Annotated in this window: 17 protein-coding genes; 6 read left to right on the top strand and 11 right to left on the bottom strand. The window is 66.7% G+C overall.

Going from position 1 to position 13,722, the window contains the following annotated elements:
- Positions 1-390: 390 nt before the first annotated feature.
- Positions 391-1,251 (bottom strand): peroxiredoxin family protein, encoded by an 861-nt coding sequence (locus QGG75_19280; protein MDP6069372.1) that lies wholly within the window; start codon positions 1,249-1,251, stop codon positions 391-393.
- A 135-nt stretch (positions 1,252-1,386) separates the two neighbouring features.
- On the opposite strand from QGG75_19280, the gene QGG75_19275 reads away from it, so the two are divergent.
- Both QGG75_19275 and QGG75_19270 read left to right on the top strand, forming a co-directional pair.
- Positions 1,387-1,968 (top strand): peptide deformylase, encoded by a 582-nt coding sequence (locus QGG75_19275; GenBank protein MDP6069371.1) that lies wholly within the window; start codon positions 1,387-1,389, stop codon positions 1,966-1,968.
- Positions 1,965-2,531 (top strand): histidine phosphatase family protein, encoded by a 567-nt coding sequence (locus tag QGG75_19270; GenBank protein ID MDP6069370.1) that lies wholly within the window; start codon positions 1,965-1,967, stop codon positions 2,529-2,531. The genes QGG75_19275 and QGG75_19270 overlap by 4 nt, the downstream gene beginning before the upstream one ends.
- 26 nt (positions 2,532-2,557) lie before the next feature.
- Here QGG75_19270 and QGG75_19265 read toward each other — a convergent pair whose 3' ends face one another.
- From QGG75_19265 to QGG75_19250, 4 genes are all read right to left on the bottom strand, one after another.
- Complete coding sequence (locus tag QGG75_19265; GenBank protein ID MDP6069369.1) at positions 2,558-3,499, bottom strand: radical SAM protein; 942 nt, start codon at positions 3,497-3,499, stop codon at positions 2,558-2,560.
- Positions 3,477-3,842 carry a DUF6285 domain-containing protein gene (locus tag QGG75_19260; GenBank protein MDP6069368.1) on the bottom strand — a complete coding sequence of 122 codons (366 nt, stop codon included), beginning with the start codon at positions 3,840-3,842 and terminating at the stop codon, positions 3,477-3,479. The genes QGG75_19265 and QGG75_19260 overlap by 23 nt, the downstream gene beginning before the upstream one ends.
- 9 nt (positions 3,843-3,851) lie before the next feature.
- Positions 3,852-4,814 carry a phosphotransferase family protein gene (locus QGG75_19255; GenBank protein MDP6069367.1) on the bottom strand — a complete coding sequence of 321 codons (963 nt, stop codon included), beginning with the start codon at positions 4,812-4,814 and terminating at the stop codon, positions 3,852-3,854.
- A 213-nt stretch (positions 4,815-5,027) separates the two neighbouring features.
- Entirely contained in the window at positions 5,028-5,501 is a 474-nt protein-coding gene (locus QGG75_19250) for a CBS domain-containing protein (protein ID MDP6069366.1), read from the bottom strand.
- Positions 5,502-5,680: 179 nt separating this feature from the next.
- Between QGG75_19250 and QGG75_19245 the strand changes: the two genes are divergently transcribed.
- The gene (locus tag QGG75_19245; protein ID MDP6069365.1) at positions 5,681-5,899 is read left to right on the top strand and encodes a hypothetical protein; all 219 of its coding nucleotides are present in this window, start codon (positions 5,681-5,683) and stop codon (positions 5,897-5,899) included.
- A gap of 45 nt (positions 5,900-5,944) precedes the next feature.
- Here the strand turns inward: QGG75_19245 and QGG75_19240 are convergent, their stop codons facing one another.
- The 5 genes from QGG75_19240 to QGG75_19220 are packed head-to-tail and all read right to left on the bottom strand — an operon-like array spanning position 5,945 to position 10,662.
- Positions 5,945-7,276: a thiamine pyrophosphate-dependent enzyme gene (locus QGG75_19240; protein ID MDP6069364.1), complete on the bottom strand. Its 1,332-nt coding sequence runs from the start codon at positions 7,274-7,276 to the stop codon at positions 5,945-5,947.
- Between the two features lie 9 nt (positions 7,277-7,285).
- Positions 7,286-8,545: an NAD(P)/FAD-dependent oxidoreductase gene (locus QGG75_19235; protein MDP6069363.1), complete on the bottom strand. Its 1,260-nt coding sequence runs from the start codon at positions 8,543-8,545 to the stop codon at positions 7,286-7,288.
- A gap of 2 nt (positions 8,546-8,547) precedes the next feature.
- A complete protein-coding gene (locus tag QGG75_19230) occupies positions 8,548-9,786 on the bottom strand; it encodes a phenylglyoxylate dehydrogenase (GenBank protein ID MDP6069362.1) in 1,239 nt (412 codons plus the stop codon).
- A 19-nt stretch (positions 9,787-9,805) separates the two neighbouring features.
- The gene (locus QGG75_19225; GenBank protein MDP6069361.1) at positions 9,806-10,090 is read right to left on the bottom strand and encodes a 4Fe-4S binding protein; all 285 of its coding nucleotides are present in this window, start codon (positions 10,088-10,090) and stop codon (positions 9,806-9,808) included.
- Entirely contained in the window at positions 10,090-10,662 is a 573-nt protein-coding gene (locus QGG75_19220) for a 2-oxoacid:acceptor oxidoreductase family protein (GenBank protein ID MDP6069360.1), read from the bottom strand. The genes QGG75_19225 and QGG75_19220 overlap by 1 nt, the downstream gene beginning before the upstream one ends.
- Before the next feature lie 144 nt (positions 10,663-10,806).
- Here QGG75_19220 and QGG75_19215 point away from each other — a divergent pair, with 144 nt between their 5' ends.
- From QGG75_19215 to QGG75_19205, 3 genes are all read left to right on the top strand, one after another.
- Positions 10,807-11,406 (top strand): glutathione S-transferase family protein, encoded by a 600-nt coding sequence (locus tag QGG75_19215; protein MDP6069359.1) that lies wholly within the window; start codon positions 10,807-10,809, stop codon positions 11,404-11,406.
- A 162-nt stretch (positions 11,407-11,568) separates the two neighbouring features.
- Positions 11,569-11,745 (top strand): Flp family type IVb pilin, encoded by a 177-nt coding sequence (locus tag QGG75_19210; GenBank protein MDP6069358.1) that lies wholly within the window; start codon positions 11,569-11,571, stop codon positions 11,743-11,745.
- A 129-nt stretch (positions 11,746-11,874) separates the two neighbouring features.
- Complete coding sequence (locus QGG75_19205) at positions 11,875-13,179, top strand: FAD-dependent oxidoreductase (GenBank protein ID MDP6069357.1); 1,305 nt, start codon at positions 11,875-11,877, stop codon at positions 13,177-13,179.
- Positions 13,180-13,333: 154 nt separating this feature from the next.
- Here the strand turns inward: QGG75_19205 and QGG75_19200 are convergent.
- The coding region (locus QGG75_19200) for a hypothetical protein (GenBank protein ID MDP6069356.1) at positions 13,334-13,722 on the bottom strand (389 nt) is incomplete at its 5' end.

Raw genomic sequence — 13,722 nt, 5'->3', positions numbered from 1 at the left:
CCGGAAGATGGGGGGAAACCTTTTCCCAGACCTCATCCCTGATGACGAAACGTCCCGTGTTCATCAAAACCTCCTTGCAAAAGGAAGTTTGAATCACTTTTTGACGCTCTTGGGAATCCCTTAAATGTCAACAGGCCCTAGGGCGCAAAACCTGCCTCCAAAAAGCGGGCGTCGTTCCCTTGACGGCGCCTGAGCATCCTTTCTAGCACGTCGGCCAAGGCATCGAAAAGCTGTGCCCCGCCGGCGCCCTCTACGGCGCACTCTAATACGCCACCTTCACGGCCGCCACAGCGAGTGCCCAGGCGGCAGGCAGACCGCCCCCTTGCCGGCCCTTCTGATCGAGACCGATGGCCTGGTTGGCCGACACGGCTACGTCCTTCAGCTTGGGGTTCAGTCGGCTACCGCCGCGCCGGCCCCTTCCAGTACCCTGAGGAAGGTTCCGGGCTCGGGCCGCAGCCGGTAGTTGTCGGTCTGGTCGGCCAGCAGAATGGTGCCCTCGGCATCGCAGACCACCACCGTCGGCAGCACCGTGTCGCTCTGGTATCCCAAGACCTGGAATCCGAAGGGAATGCCGTTGTCGATGGCGATGCCGAGTTGTTCGGCCGCGCCATTGCCGGCATCGACGAGAAAGCGGAAGGGCACGTCGAAGCGGGCTGCCAGGCGCCGGGTGTGGGCATGCGGCTGGGGGCTGACCAGGGCCACCGTGGTGCCGAGCTCGGCCAGGCGGCGGTAGTGGCCGGCGATCTCCTTGATCTGGGCCATGCACAGCGGGCACCAGTTGCCGCGGTAGAAGAGCAGCACCAACGGTGCGCCGAGGAAGCTTTCCGAGGTCAGGCTTTCGCCGTTCTCGTCCTCCAGCGCAAACGCCGGCAGTTTGGCACCGACCTCCAGGCTTGGGCTGGGCTGGCGGCCGAAGCGGGAGTACCAGGCGTTGTAAAGCAGGAATCCGGCCAACCCGGAAAGTGCCGCCGCCTGCGGCCAACCGGCGCCGGCGAGGCCGCCGTCGTAGATGGCCAGGGCCCCGCCGGCCAGGGTCAGGCCGCTGATGACGGGAAGGTCGGCCGAGGTGCGGGCCATGTCGCGCAGCATCAAGGCCCGGCCCAGGAACCCCAGCATGGGCAGCGCCGTCAACAGCGCGCCAAGCCAGCCGAAGTGCCATCCCGGGCGCAAAAGAGCCACCAGCGCGGCCCCGGCGATGACCATCAGCAGCATCGGGTAGAGCGCGATGAAGATCGATTTGAGCCTGTTCACGGACTGTCCCCCAAAAAAAACCGCCCCGGCCCACAGTGTGGCGCGCCGACGACGCCCGGTCATGTGACAATTGCGTGACCCGGTGGGAAATGCGGGCTAGCCTGCCAGCCGCTGATTGCACCCCGGAGGATACCGATGCCCGTTCGCGAAATTCTCATGATGGGCAACCCCACGCTCAAGCTCACGGCGGCGGCCATCGGGGATCCGACGGCGCCCGAAGTGGCGGCGCTGGCCCGCGACATGCAGGATACGCTGGTCGACATCAAGGGCACCGGCATCGCGGCGCCGCAAGTGGGCGCGAGCCAGCGTCTGGTGGTCTACCACATGCCGGCCGAGCGCATTCCCCCGGGGGCCAAGCAGACCACGCTGCCCTGGACGGTCATGGTCAATCCCGTGATCGAGCCGCTGGACGACGAGGTGCGCCTGATCTGGGAACGCTGCCTTTCGCTGCCCGGTCTATATGGCCGGGTGCCGCGCCATAACCGGGTGCGGGTGCGCTTTCAGACCCTGGCCGGCGAGACCGAGGAACGCCTGGCCGGCGGCTACCACGCCAGTCTGTTGCAGCACGAATGCGACCATCTGGATGGCTTCGTCTATCCCATGCGCATGACCGACATGAGCGATCTCGTGTTCGCCAGCGAGCTCGGCGTCGAGGGTCTTTTTTATCGTTATTCGCCGGCAGAATTCGACGGCCAGGGAGGTGAAAACCCAGCATGAGCAAAACCGTCCGCCTGCACCTCATCCGCCACGGCGAAACTGCCGCGCCCTGGGCCCAGGAGCCCGACCCCGGCCTCAGCGAGCTGGGCCACCAGCAGGCCGCCGAGATGGCCCAGGCCATGGCGCCGCTGGGTCCGCTGCCGCTGATCAGCAGCACCATGCAGCGCACCCGGGAAACCGCGGCGCCACTGGCCGGAGAGTGGCGGGCCGAGCCCCGGCTGGAGCCCAGGGTGGCGGAAATCCCCGGCCCCGCCGGCAGCCCCGACGAGCGCCGGGCCTGGCTCGAGCGCATGCTGGCGGCGCGCTGGCCGGAGGTTACGGCGGAGTTGCAGGACTGGCGCCGGGGCGTGCTCGCGGCGCTCCATGAAATCGACCGGGAAACGGTGGTGGTGAGCCACTACGTGGCCATCAACGTGGCCGTGGCGGCGGCCCGGGGAGACGATCGCCTGATCTGCTTCAAGCCCAGCCATTGCTCGCACACGGTGCTCGATCTCAGGGACGGCGGCATCGAAGTGGTGGCGCTCAACGACAGTGCCGACGGCGACCTGCCGTTGCCTGGCTGATCGCCGGGCCGCCCGCTCTCCCTCATTTAGTCCAGCCTCTCGAGGCCATGTTGGCGTGCCAGGTCGTGGGCCCGGCGGAATTCCGCCATGGTCGGCCGGCGTCCCAGTTCGGGCCGCTCATCGGCCCGGTAGCAGGGCCGGTACTGGCTCATCAGGTTCAGGTAGGTGCGGCGCGAGATCTCTTCGCCCAGGAATCGTACTACTTCGGCCGTGCCGGCCAGGCCGCCGGGCAGGATCAGGTGGCGTACCAGCAGGCCGCGCCGCGCGATGCCGGCCTCGTCCAGCTCCAGGTCGCCGACCTGGCGGTGCATCTCGCGCACCGCATTGCGGTTGACGGCAAGGTAATCGCGCACCTTGGAATAGCGCCGCGCCAAGCCACTGTCGGCGTACTTCATGTCGGGCATGTAGATGTCGACGACGCCGTCCAAGAGCGCCAGGGCCTCGGGGCTGTCGTAGCCGCCGGTGTTGTAGACCAGCGGCAGGCGCAGGCCGGCCTCGGCGGCGACGATCAGGGCCGCCAGGATTTGCGCCACAGTGTGGCTCGGGCTGACGAAATTGATGTTGTGGCAGCCCGCCGCCTGCAAGGCCAACATCATGGCCGCCAGTTCCCAGGTCCCGGTTTCCCTGCCGGCGCCCTGCCAGGAGATGTCGAAGTTCTGGCAATAAAGGCAACGCAGGTTGCACCAGGAGAAAAAGATGGTGCCCGAGCCGTGCCGGCCCCTGAGCGGCTCTTCCTCGCCATGATGGGGCGCCCACGAGGCGACGCGGGCGCTGGTGCCCGTACGACAGGCCACGCCCGCCAGGCCGGCCCTGCGGTCGACCCGGCAATAGCGGGCGCAGAGGTCGCACTCGGCAAGGCGGGCCCAGGCCTCGGCGGCCCGCGCCGCCAGCTCGCCCGAACGCGCCAGCGCCAGGTAGGCGGCTTCGAAGGGCCTCTCGGGCGGTTCAGGCTCGGGGCGCACCGGCATATTTCGGGTTGACCAGGGCCACCTTGTCGCGCGCGGTCTGGCGCAGGTGGGCCTTGAGATCGGCCCGCTCGATGTCGATCTCGCCGCGCCGCAGGCGCCGCGCCAGCTCGGCGTTGAGCTTGGCCAGGTCGCCGCCCTGCTCCAGGATGGCGGCCAGCCGCTCGGCCGCCGCCGCCGCCATGGCCGGGGCCTCGGTGATGTCGCGCTCGACGATCTTCAGCACGTTGCTGGCCACCCGGCTGTGATAGGCGTGCTCGGCGGCGTGGGTCGGGCTGATGGGAAGGCGCAGGAATTTCTGCACCAAAGTCAGCAGCTCGACGGCATCGGGCAAGTCCGTGGGCATGTTTCTTCTCTAACCAATCAACTCGTAGAAATCGTATTCCAATTCCGCCGAACGCCGCCCGATGGCGGCGCGTTCCAGGGAATGGCCATCGTCGTTGAAGCGGTCGAGCGACATGAAAAGGCAAATCAGGCCCCAGCGCACGCTGCAAAAGGTTTCCCAGTAGTGCGCCGCCCGGGGATCGACGGCGGGGCCGCCGGCCGCGGCGTAGGCCGCGAAAAGCTCCGAGCGCTCGCCGAATCCGCCCACCGGCTTGTCGAAGCGGCCGTAGCGCCAGTTGGGGATGCAGAGCCAGGCGATGTCCTCCATGGGATCGCCGAGGTGGGCGAGCTCCCAGTCCAGTACCACTTCGAGGCCGTCCGGCCCGATGATGAAGTTGCCGTTGCGGAAATCCCCGTGCACCAGGTGGGGCCCGCCGGGCGTGGGTTCCGGGCGGTGCTCGGCCAGCCAGCGCACGGCGTACTCGAAGCCGGGATGGGGCTCGCCGTAGATATCCAGGAGCTCGACGAAGAACTCGAGCTGCGGTGCCAGCGAACGGTCGCGCAAGGGCGGAAGTTCCTCCCTGTCGACGCTATGGATGCGGGCCAGCACGTCGCCGCACTGGGCCGCCATTTTGCTGTGGGCGTGGTCGTAGGCGGGGTCCTTGAAAGCGCGCTGGGGAATGCTCTCGCCTTCGATGCGGCGCATGGCAAAGCCCTGGCCCAGGCCGTCCTGGGGCTCGAGGGCAAACAGCGGCTCGGGCGTTATCACGCCATAGCGGCGCACCGTTTCGATGAGCTGGAATTCCTCGGCCCGGCCGATGTTGAAAAGGCGGTCGAGCTCGCTCTCGCCGGCATCGGGAGGGTCCTGGCGCAGCACCAGCTCGAGGCGCTCGGCGCCGTTGACCACGTCGAAGGCCCAGCTCTGGCGCGAGGCGCCGCTCGACATCTTCTCCAGGTTCTCAACGCGGGCAGCGCTGCCGAAAACGCGCGCCACAACGGCGGCTAGTTGCTCGTTTGGCAGCCCTTTTCCTCCCCGTCTCGAAGCTCACTTCAAACCTGCCCCTGGCGTGGGCTATTTTATGTCGGGCGCCGGTCCTTGCCTAGGTGGCGGCCAAAGCGCCATCGTTGACTGTCTCCGGCGGCCCGCATCGGGGCCCCGTAGACCGCCGCTTCGGCGGCCCCTTGCAACACCTGCGCGCGGCGTCGATCAGGCCCGGGCGCCGTAGCTCTCGCCGGAGATATATTGGTCGCGCAGCCGCACGTCCTCCTCAAGCTCCAGCTTGACCGCGGCGTAGATGTGACGAATGGAGATCATGGCCACGGCGAAACCATCTTCGTCGACCACCGGCAGATGCCGGTAGCGGCCGTCCCGCATAGTGGTGAGGGCATCCATGGCATTGTCGCTGGGATGCAGGGTCTGCGGGTTGGCGGTCATGATCTCGGCCAATGCGACGGTCTCGGGGTCGCGCTGGCTGGCCATGACACGGCGTGTCAGGTCGCGCTCGGTGACGATGCCGACCAGGCGGTCGCCGTCGTCGACGACGGCTACTGCCGCCACGTTCATCTCCATCATCGCAACCGCTGCCTCCCTGGCCACGGTATCCCCCCGCAGGCAGCAGACGCGGCCGTTGCCCTTGGGACGCTCGCTCTCGACGAGATCGGGGATGATTTTTCTGTGCATGATGGCCTCCCTCAATCAGTTACCGATTTCAGTATCCGAATTTTCGGAGCTACCCCGTGCAATAAGACGAATTATAGCAGCAAAACGCCGCCTTGGGCGGTGTTTTCAATGGTGCGGCGCGGCAGTTTTTTGTAAATTGCCGGCGCCCAGCAACGGCGCCCGAGTTCGGAGAACACCTGATGGACCTACTTCTGCCCCAACAACGACTGCTGCTCGAGTTGCTCGTCATGTCCGGCGACATCGCCATGGCCGACGACGTCGAGGGCACCATCCTGGAGCGCACCGTGGGCGAATGCGAACGCAAGGCGTGGGTCGAACTGAAGCGCTTCGGCGCCGGCTACAACAAACTCAGCGTCACCGATGCCGGCCGCCGGGTGTTGGAGTTGAGCAAAACGTAGCTCGTCGGCCCGGCTTGAGCCGGGATCGGGTCCCCCCCTAACCCCCTAACGCACGAACCCCGCCACCATGGCCAGGCGGCGCTCGACCGTGGATTGGATGTGGGCCCGCTGGTCGTCGTTGATGTGGCGGTATTTGCCCAGCAGGTCGATGTATTCGGCCAGCGGCAGCGGCCGGTCGGTGGGGCGGGTGAATTCGAGGCCGGTGTCGGGTTCGTACTCCCATAACGTAACAAAATTCGTCTCGACCATCTTGCGGCAGATCTCGATGGTGTCGGCGGCGGCGAAACGCCAGCCCGAGGGGCAGGGGGCGTAGACGTGCAGGTACGCCATGCCGCGCTGGCTGGCCTCGATGGCCTTGTCGAGCTTGGCGTAGTAGTCGGACATGTAGGCCATCGAGGCGGTGGCCACATAGCGGCAGTTGTGCATCATCATGACCAGCGGCATGTGCTTGGATTCGCCGCGTTTGCCGTCGAATTCGCTGCCCACCGGCGTGGTCGAGGTCCAGGAGCCATACGTCGTGCTGCCCGAGGCCTGCATGCCGGTGTTCATGTAGCCTTCGTTGTCGACGCAGATGTAAAGGATCTGCTCGTCGCGCTCGGCCGCGCCCGAGAGCGACTGGAAGCCCACGTCGACGGTGCCGCCGTCGCCGGCCAGCGCCATCACCGTGACATCGCGTCCCTTGCGGTTGTAGTAGCGCTTGATGCCCGAGAGCATGGAGCCGGTGTTGGTCAGCAGGGGATGAAAGACCGGCATCTTGGAGCCGGTGATGCCGTTGTAGCCCACCGTGCCCATGCCGGGAATGCAGCCCGGCGGCGTCGCGACGACCGAGTTGGGCCCGACGCGGCGCATGGTGTGGCGGATGAGAAGTTCCGAATTGCAGCCCTGGCAGGCCGCCAGCCCGGGCACGAACATGTCCTCGTGGCTGCCCCAGTCGTTGTAGATGGCGCCGGTGGTGATGAACTCCAGCGCGCCCGTGGGGCAGGCGGCGGTGCAGGCCGGGTCGCCGGCGCAAAGATCGCATTTGGCCACCTGGCCGGCCTCGGCGTCGCTGGCGATGCCGGCGTAGGCGCAGCCCGCGGTGCACAACAGGCAATCGACGCAAAGCTCTTGTTGCCAGTCGATGACGCCCGTCTCGGCGTTCTTTTTCAGTGCCCCCGAAGGGCAGACCATGGCGCACTTGGGCTCGCCGCACTGGCGGCAGAGCGCCAGTTCAACGCTGCCGCCGTCGGCACTTCCGTTCTGTGGGGGCAGGATCTGCAAACGCGCCCGGGCCGGGTCTCGGGATCCGCTCTTGGCCTCGGCGCAGACCGTCATGCAGTCGCCGCAACCGTCGCAAAGCGCGTTCTTGAAGGCGATGGTGTCGTATCCCAGTCCCATAGCTCGGTCCTAGCGCCAGGTTTCGGACATGATGCGCCGGCCCGCGCTGAGCGGATCGGCGAGAAATTCGTCGAGCCGTGGCCCCAGCTCGATCTTGCGCAAGATCATCTGCCACATGACGCCGGCATCGAGCGGCCGATCGATAGCGGCGATGCCGGCCAGGCAGCCGTCCGCCAGCGCCACCGCCAGGTAACTGCCGTTTTCGCGGCGGTTCTCGACGGTCCTGCCTTCCGCCTCGCCGCTTTGGCCCACGGAGATCGCCTTGTGGCCGAAATAGGAATAGGTATTCAGCGGCACGCCGCCGGGGTAGGGCTTGAGGCCGGGGTCGTCGGCCATGGCCATGCCGGCGATACGGCCCTGCTCGACGGCGCCGGGCAGGATGCCGTTGACGCGGCGATCGGGGCTGTAGAAATCACGCGCCTGGGCCACGTCGCCGGCGGCCCAGACGTCGGCGGCGCTGGTCGCCATGGTGTCGTCGACCAGCACGCCCTCGTCGGTCTCGATGCCCGAGCCCTCGAGGTAGTCGATGACCGGGCGCACGCCGGTGGCCACCAGCAGGATGTCGCCGGCGATGGTGGCATCGGGCAACGCGAGTTCGATGCCACCGGCCGTGGTCTTCACCGCCTGGGCGGGCTGGTCCAGCCGCATGTCGACGCCGGCATCACGAAATGCCGCCGCGATCATGCCCGCCGCCTCGGCGTCGAAATAGCCCGGCAGCACCTGGGGGAACATCTCGACGATGGTCACGCGCAACCCGGCCCGGGCCAAGTTCTCGGCGGCGTGCATGCCGATCAGCCCGGCTCCCAGGATGATGGCGCTTTGGGCATCGTTCATGGCCTGGCGCAGGCCGAGCGCGTCGTCCATGGTGCGCAGCACGTGATGCGGCACCGCCTCGAGGCCCGCGATGGGCGGCCGCACGGGCGTCGCCCCGGTGGCCAGCAGCAATTTTTCGAATTCCCAGACCTCGCCGTTGGCCAGGGTGGCCCGGCGGCCGGCCGCGTCGAGGGAGGCGAGGGCCACGCCGTTGTGGAGGTCGACGGCGTTTTCCTCGAGATAGGCCGCATCGCGCAGCGCCACCTGCCCGGGCTCGAGCTTGCCCGAAACCACATAGGGCAGCACGGTGGGCGAATAGGGCGCTTCGCCATCGCGCGTGACCACCGCAAGCGTGCCCTCGGCATCGATCATGCGGATGGCCTGGATGGCCTCCAGGGCGGCATGGCTGGAGCCGGCGATGAGGTATTTGCAGGCCTTGGCGGCCACCGGGGCCATAATCAGTCGCTCTCGTTGAGCCACACCGGCTCACCCGGCAGGTTGGACGAGCCGGCCCGGGCCGTGGCCTCGATGACCCGGCTGAAATGCACGCCCGTGAGGTCGGAGCCGGCCAGGCCGCCGATGAAGCTGGCGGCCGGGATTTTTTCCTCGAGCTGATAGAGCGCGCCGAGCACGTCCTGGTACAAGGGGCCGGCGTTCCAGCCGAAGCTGACCGAACGGTCGACCACGCCGACGGCCGAGACCTTGGAGAGCGCGGCTTTCATGGCCTCGACGGGGAAGGGGCGGAAGGTCTTGACCTTGATCAGGCCGACCTTTTCGCCGCGTGCGCGAAAGCCGTCGACCGTGTCCTTGGCGGCGCCGGTCATGCTGCCGATGGTGACGATGGCATAATCGGCGTCATCGAGGCGGTATTCCTCGACCAGCGGCGCCCAGTGGCGGCCCATGCGCCGGCCCCATTCCTGATGCGCCTCGCCGATCACGCGAAGCGCGTTCTGCATGCCGTCGCAAAGCCCCTTGCGGTAGCGCACGAAAGTGGCGGGCCCGGTGCCGGCCGGGCCGCCGGTCAGGGGATCGACGGCCATGGGCCGCTGGGGATCAAGCGCCACGTGCCAATTCACGTCCTTCTCGCCGAGATAGTCGTCAACCTCGCCCTGGTCGGGGATCTCGACCCTTGAGACGGCATAGGAGAGATAGTTGCCGTCGTGGTTGACGTTGACCGGCAGCATGACGTCGCGGTGCTCGGCGATGCGGTAGGCCATGATGGTGGTGTCCAGCACCTCTTGCACGCTTTCGCAGTAGATCTGGATCCAGCCCACCTCGCGCACCGTCATGGCGTCCTGCTGGCCGCCCCAGACGCATTGCGGCGTGATGCCGTCGCGGGTGACCAGCGAGGCCACCATGGGGAGCCGCATGCCCGGCGTGCGCATATAAGGCTCGAACATGAAGGCCAGACCGGGGCCGCAGGTGGCGGTGTAGGTGCGGGCACCGGCCAGGCAGGCGCCTTGCAGCGCCGAGAGCACGCTGTGCTCGCCCTCGACGTTCATCAGCTCGGCGTCGATGACGCCGTCGGCGATGAATTGCGAGACGTACTCGACCAGCGAGGACTGCGGCGTGATGGGATAGACCGCGACCACGTCGGGCCGGGCCGCGGCGACGCCCCAGGCGGCGGCTTCGTTGCCGTCGCAGACGATGGTCTTGCCGCTGTGTTCCGCCAGGGCGTTATTTTGTGCGTTGGACATGGCGATTACTTTCCGGCGGCTAGGCCGCTACCTCGGCGATCATCTCGATGGCGCGCTGGGGGCATTCGCGGGCGCAAATGCCGCAGCCCTTGCAGGCCGCCAGGTCGATGTCGAACCAGGCCGGCCGCTCGACCACGCATTGCACCGGGCAAAAGAGCCAGCAGCTGGCGCACTTTACGCACTTGTCGCGATCGACTACCGGGCGAACGGCCCGCCAGTCGCCGGCCAGCATGGTGCTGAGCTCGCTGGCGATGGGGCAGAGGTCGTCGGGAATGCCCGAGATATCGTGGACCTTGGTGGCCATCAGGCGCTTCCATTCATGTCATGGACGCTGGTTTCATCGTAGCCGCGCTGGATGGCCAGCATGTTCTGGTCGAGGCCGGCATCGCGCAGGGCGACGCTTTGGAAGCCGTTCTGCAAGGCGCCCAGCGATACGTCGCCGGTGGTGCGGGCGTAGGCGCCGAGCATGATCGAGTTGGTGATGGGCCGGCCGAAGATCTCCATGGCGATGGCCACGGCGTCGCAAAGCCCGAGGCGGGCCACTGCCTCGGGCAGTTTGCTCTTTACCTCGGTGGCCGGTTTGGCGCTGGTCTGGATCAGCGTGCCCTGGTCCTTGAGGCCGGCGAAAATGTCGACGGCGCGCGACACCGTGGGGTCGAGGCAGATGACGCAGTCGGGATCGTAGATGTTGGTCAGTGCCCGGAGCTCGGCCTGGTCGTAGCGCAAATAAGCCACCACAGGCGCCCCGCGGCGTTCGAAGCCGAACTGCGGCACGGCGGTAACGTACTGGCCCTCCTCGACCAGGGCCTTGGCCAGGATCTTCGAGGCCAGGACGACGCCCTGTCCGCCGCGGCCGTGAATGCGCACCTCGTGCATGTTGTCCTCTTCGCCTGCCGTCGCGCGCTACGCGCGCGGCCCTCCCCAAGTCCGATTGTAGGCCCGACGATGGGTACGGTGAAGCGCCGAATAATGCTTTATGATGCGGAATGATGCGGACTTCGTCGAAAAGCGGTGAAAAGCATGAAAATCTATGACGCGCCGGTCTCGGGCAACTGCCACAAGGTCAGGCTGATGCTCTCGCTGTTGGGCCGGGACTTCGAAATCGAGCCGGTCAGCCTGCCCGAGGGCGGCAACAGGACAGCCGAGTACCTGGCGCTCAATCCCCTGGGCCAGATTCCCGTGCTGGACGACGACGGATTGGTGTTGCGCGATTCCCAAGCCATCCTGGTCTACCTGGGCGGCCAATACGGCGCCGGCGAGTGGTGGCCGACGGCGGCGGCCGAGCAGGGCGAGGTCATGCAGTGGCTGTCGTTTGCCGCCAACGAGATGTGGGCGGGACCGGCCTATGCCCGGGCCATGCTGCGCTTCGGGCGCCCCGGCGACCTGGCGGCGCGCCAGGATGCGGCGCGTCAGGCGCTGGGCCAGCTCGAGGCCCGGCTGGGGGCCAACGACTGGCTGGCGCTGGGCCGCCCGACCATCGCCGACGTTGCCTGTTACCCTTATGCCGGCCTGGTCGAGGAGGCCGAAGTGGCGCTCGATGATTATCCCGCGGTGCGGGCCTGGTGCGCCCGAATCGAGGCGCTGCCGGGCTACCTGGCGATGCCGGGACTCGCCGGCTGAGGCGGGAAAAAGGGCCTGAAAGGCGCACAAAACGGCCTGTTTTTGGCCAAATCACGATTCTTGAGCGCAGTGACGAGCGTCGCTTCGCGGAACATTTGTTGGGAGTAATCTCCCCCCCCCCCCGGATTTCGAAACCTCAGCAGCAATCGAAGGAACACGACCATGTCTGCCATCATCCAGCGACTTAGGCGCGACGAGTCGGGCGTGACGGCCATCGAGTACGGCCTCATCGCCGGTCTCATCGCGGTCGTCATCATCGCCGTCGTCACCACCGTCGGCACCGACCTTACCAACCTCTTCAACGACGTCTCGGGCGGTCTGCAAAACGCCTCGAGCTAAGGCCAAGACGAGGCGGCGGTAGCGGGATTGCATGGCACTTCCGCTGCCGCCGCTTCGCCTGCTCTGCCTCGCCTGCCGCGCACCAGGCCGCTATGATTGGCGGCACCTGACCGCGAGACGAGGCAAACCATGAACCATACCGCGGACGCCATCATCATCGGTGCCGGCGTGATCGGCACGGCCACGGCATATGAGCTGGCCAAGCTGGGCTATCGCACGCTCTCGGTCGACGGCCACCCGGCCGCCGGCTACGGCTCGACCAGCGCCTCGTGCGCCATCATCCGCGTCCACTATTCGACGCTCGAGGGCACGGCCTTCGCTTATGAGGGCTATTTCTATTGGCGCGACTGGGCCGAATATCTCGAGGTCGGGGACGAACGCGGCCTGGCCGACTTCCGCGAGATCGGCTGTTTGGTCATGAGCACCAAGCAGAACGATCACATGAAGGGCCACATGGCGCACTGCGACACGCTGGGCGTGCCCTACGAGATGTGGGACGCGGCCCGCATCCGCGAACGCCTGCCGATCTACGATCTGGCCAGCTATTGGCCGGCCAAGCTCTTGTCGGACGAAGGTTTCGGCGTCCCCGGCCAGGGCAGCGTCGAAGGCGGCGTTTTTTTCCCCACGGCCGGCTACGTCACCGATCCGCAGCTCTCGTGCCATAACCTGCAGCGCGCCGCCGAGGCCAAGGGAGGGCGATTCCTGTTCAACAAACGCGTCACGGAGATCCTGCAACAGGGCGGCCGGACCACCGGCGTGCGGCTCGACGACGGCAGCGAGATCGCGGCCCCGGTGGTGGTCAACGTGGCCGGCCCGGCCTCGGCCAAGCTGAACGCCATCGCCGGCGTGCTCGACGACATGAGCATTGGCACCAAGGCGTTGCGCCAGGAGGTGGTCCACCTGCCCTCGCCCGAGGACTTCGATTTCGAAAATGCCGGCACGGTGATCTCCGATAGCGACGTCGCCGTCTACTGCCGGCCCGAACACGGCAACCACATCCTGGTGGGCAGCGAGGACCCGGAATGCGACGCGCGCGAATGGGTCGACGACGAGGACTACAATCGAGAATTCAGCGAGCAATGGACGCTACAGGCCCGGCGCTACGCCCAACGCGTGCCCAGCCTGGGCATTCCCGGCCAGGGCAGGGGCGTGGTGGACCTCTACGACGTCAGCGACGACTGGATCCCGATCTACGACAGGTCCCAGCTGCCGGGCTTCTACATGGCCATCGGATCGAGCGGCAACCAGTTCAAGAACGCCCCCATCGCCGGCAAGATGATGGCGGCACTGATCAGCTACTGCGAAGCGGGCAACGACCACGATGCCCAGCCGCTCAAGTTCAGGCTGCCCTACATCGGGCGCGACACCAACGTCGGGTTCTATTCGCGTCAGCGCGAGATCAACCGGGAGAGCAGTTTTTCGGTACTCGGTTAGGGCACGGCTTCCCTCACACCGTGCCTATCCGTTTGGTGCAGACACCCACTACATATTGAGTCGCCGCATCCGTCCTTTTTGGGCAGCAATTAGCCAGGACCGGAAGTTTTGATCTGTTCGTTAACGCCTCCAAGGACTCTGACACCACGTTTCGCTACTTGGGCCGCACGAAGAGGAAATCCCCGCCTTCGTGGCCGGCCCGCTTGATGTCGCCGTAGGCCGGCGTCTGATCGGTGTCGAGGCGCACCCGCCGGTCGAGGGCGTTGAACAGCGCCATGCCGTCGAGGATCGAGGTGTTCTGCCTGAGCGCCGCCAGAAAGGCCCGGGCGAACACGGAATGTCCGCCCTGACCGGCCTCCACCGGCTCCAGCCCGCCCGAGGTCAGCGCCACCCGCGTGCGAATCCCCGCTATGCGCTTGAAGTAGTCGCGCTCACGCTTCACCACCTTGATGCCGCGCGTCAGAGTGCCCGAGTAGCAGCTATCGGCGACCACCATCACGTGCTTGGCCTTCATGGCCCTGAGGGTATCAGTGACGGTGGCGT

Source organism: Alphaproteobacteria bacterium (assembly GCA_030740435.1).
Lineage (GTDB): Bacteria > Pseudomonadota > Alphaproteobacteria > UBA2966 > UBA2966.
This window is presented reverse-complemented; position numbering and strand designations above follow the sequence as displayed.

What these genes read in the sequence shown, in the direction of transcription:
- QGG75_19275 (MDP6069371.1), top strand. Translation starts at nt 1,387, where the DNA reads ATGCCCGTTCGCGAAATTCTCATGATGGGCAACCCCACGCTCAAGCTC.
- QGG75_19270 (MDP6069370.1), top strand. Translation starts at nt 1,965, where the DNA reads ATGAGCAAAACCGTCCGCCTGCACCTCATCCGCCACGGCGAAACTGCC.
- QGG75_19265 (MDP6069369.1), bottom strand. Translation starts at nt 3,499, where the DNA reads ATGCCGGTGCGCCCCGAGCCTGAACCGCCCGAGAGGCCCTTCGAAGCC.
- QGG75_19260 (MDP6069368.1), bottom strand. Translation starts at nt 3,842, where the DNA reads ATGCCCACGGACTTGCCCGATGCCGTCGAGCTGCTGACTTTGGTGCAG.
- QGG75_19250 (MDP6069366.1), bottom strand. Translation starts at nt 5,501, where the DNA reads ATGCACAGAAAAATCATCCCCGATCTCGTCGAGAGCGAGCGTCCCAAG.
- QGG75_19245 (MDP6069365.1), top strand. Translation starts at nt 5,681, where the DNA reads ATGGACCTACTTCTGCCCCAACAACGACTGCTGCTCGAGTTGCTCGTC.
- QGG75_19240 (MDP6069364.1), bottom strand. Translation starts at nt 7,276, where the DNA reads ATGGGACTGGGATACGACACCATCGCCTTCAAGAACGCGCTTTGCGAC.
- QGG75_19235 (MDP6069363.1), bottom strand. Translation starts at nt 8,545, where the DNA reads ATGGCCCCGGTGGCCGCCAAGGCCTGCAAATACCTCATCGCCGGCTCC.
- QGG75_19230 (MDP6069362.1), bottom strand. Translation starts at nt 9,786, where the DNA reads ATGTCCAACGCACAAAATAACGCCCTGGCGGAACACAGCGGCAAGACC.
- QGG75_19225 (MDP6069361.1), bottom strand. Translation starts at nt 10,090, where the DNA reads ATGGCCACCAAGGTCCACGATATCTCGGGCATTCCCGACGACCTCTGC.
- QGG75_19220 (MDP6069360.1), bottom strand. Translation starts at nt 10,662, where the DNA reads ATGCACGAGGTGCGCATTCACGGCCGCGGCGGACAGGGCGTCGTCCTG.
- QGG75_19215 (MDP6069359.1), top strand. Translation starts at nt 10,807, where the DNA reads ATGAAAATCTATGACGCGCCGGTCTCGGGCAACTGCCACAAGGTCAGG.
- QGG75_19210 (MDP6069358.1), top strand. Translation starts at nt 11,569, where the DNA reads ATGTCTGCCATCATCCAGCGACTTAGGCGCGACGAGTCGGGCGTGACG.
- QGG75_19205 (MDP6069357.1), top strand. Translation starts at nt 11,875, where the DNA reads ATGAACCATACCGCGGACGCCATCATCATCGGTGCCGGCGTGATCGGC.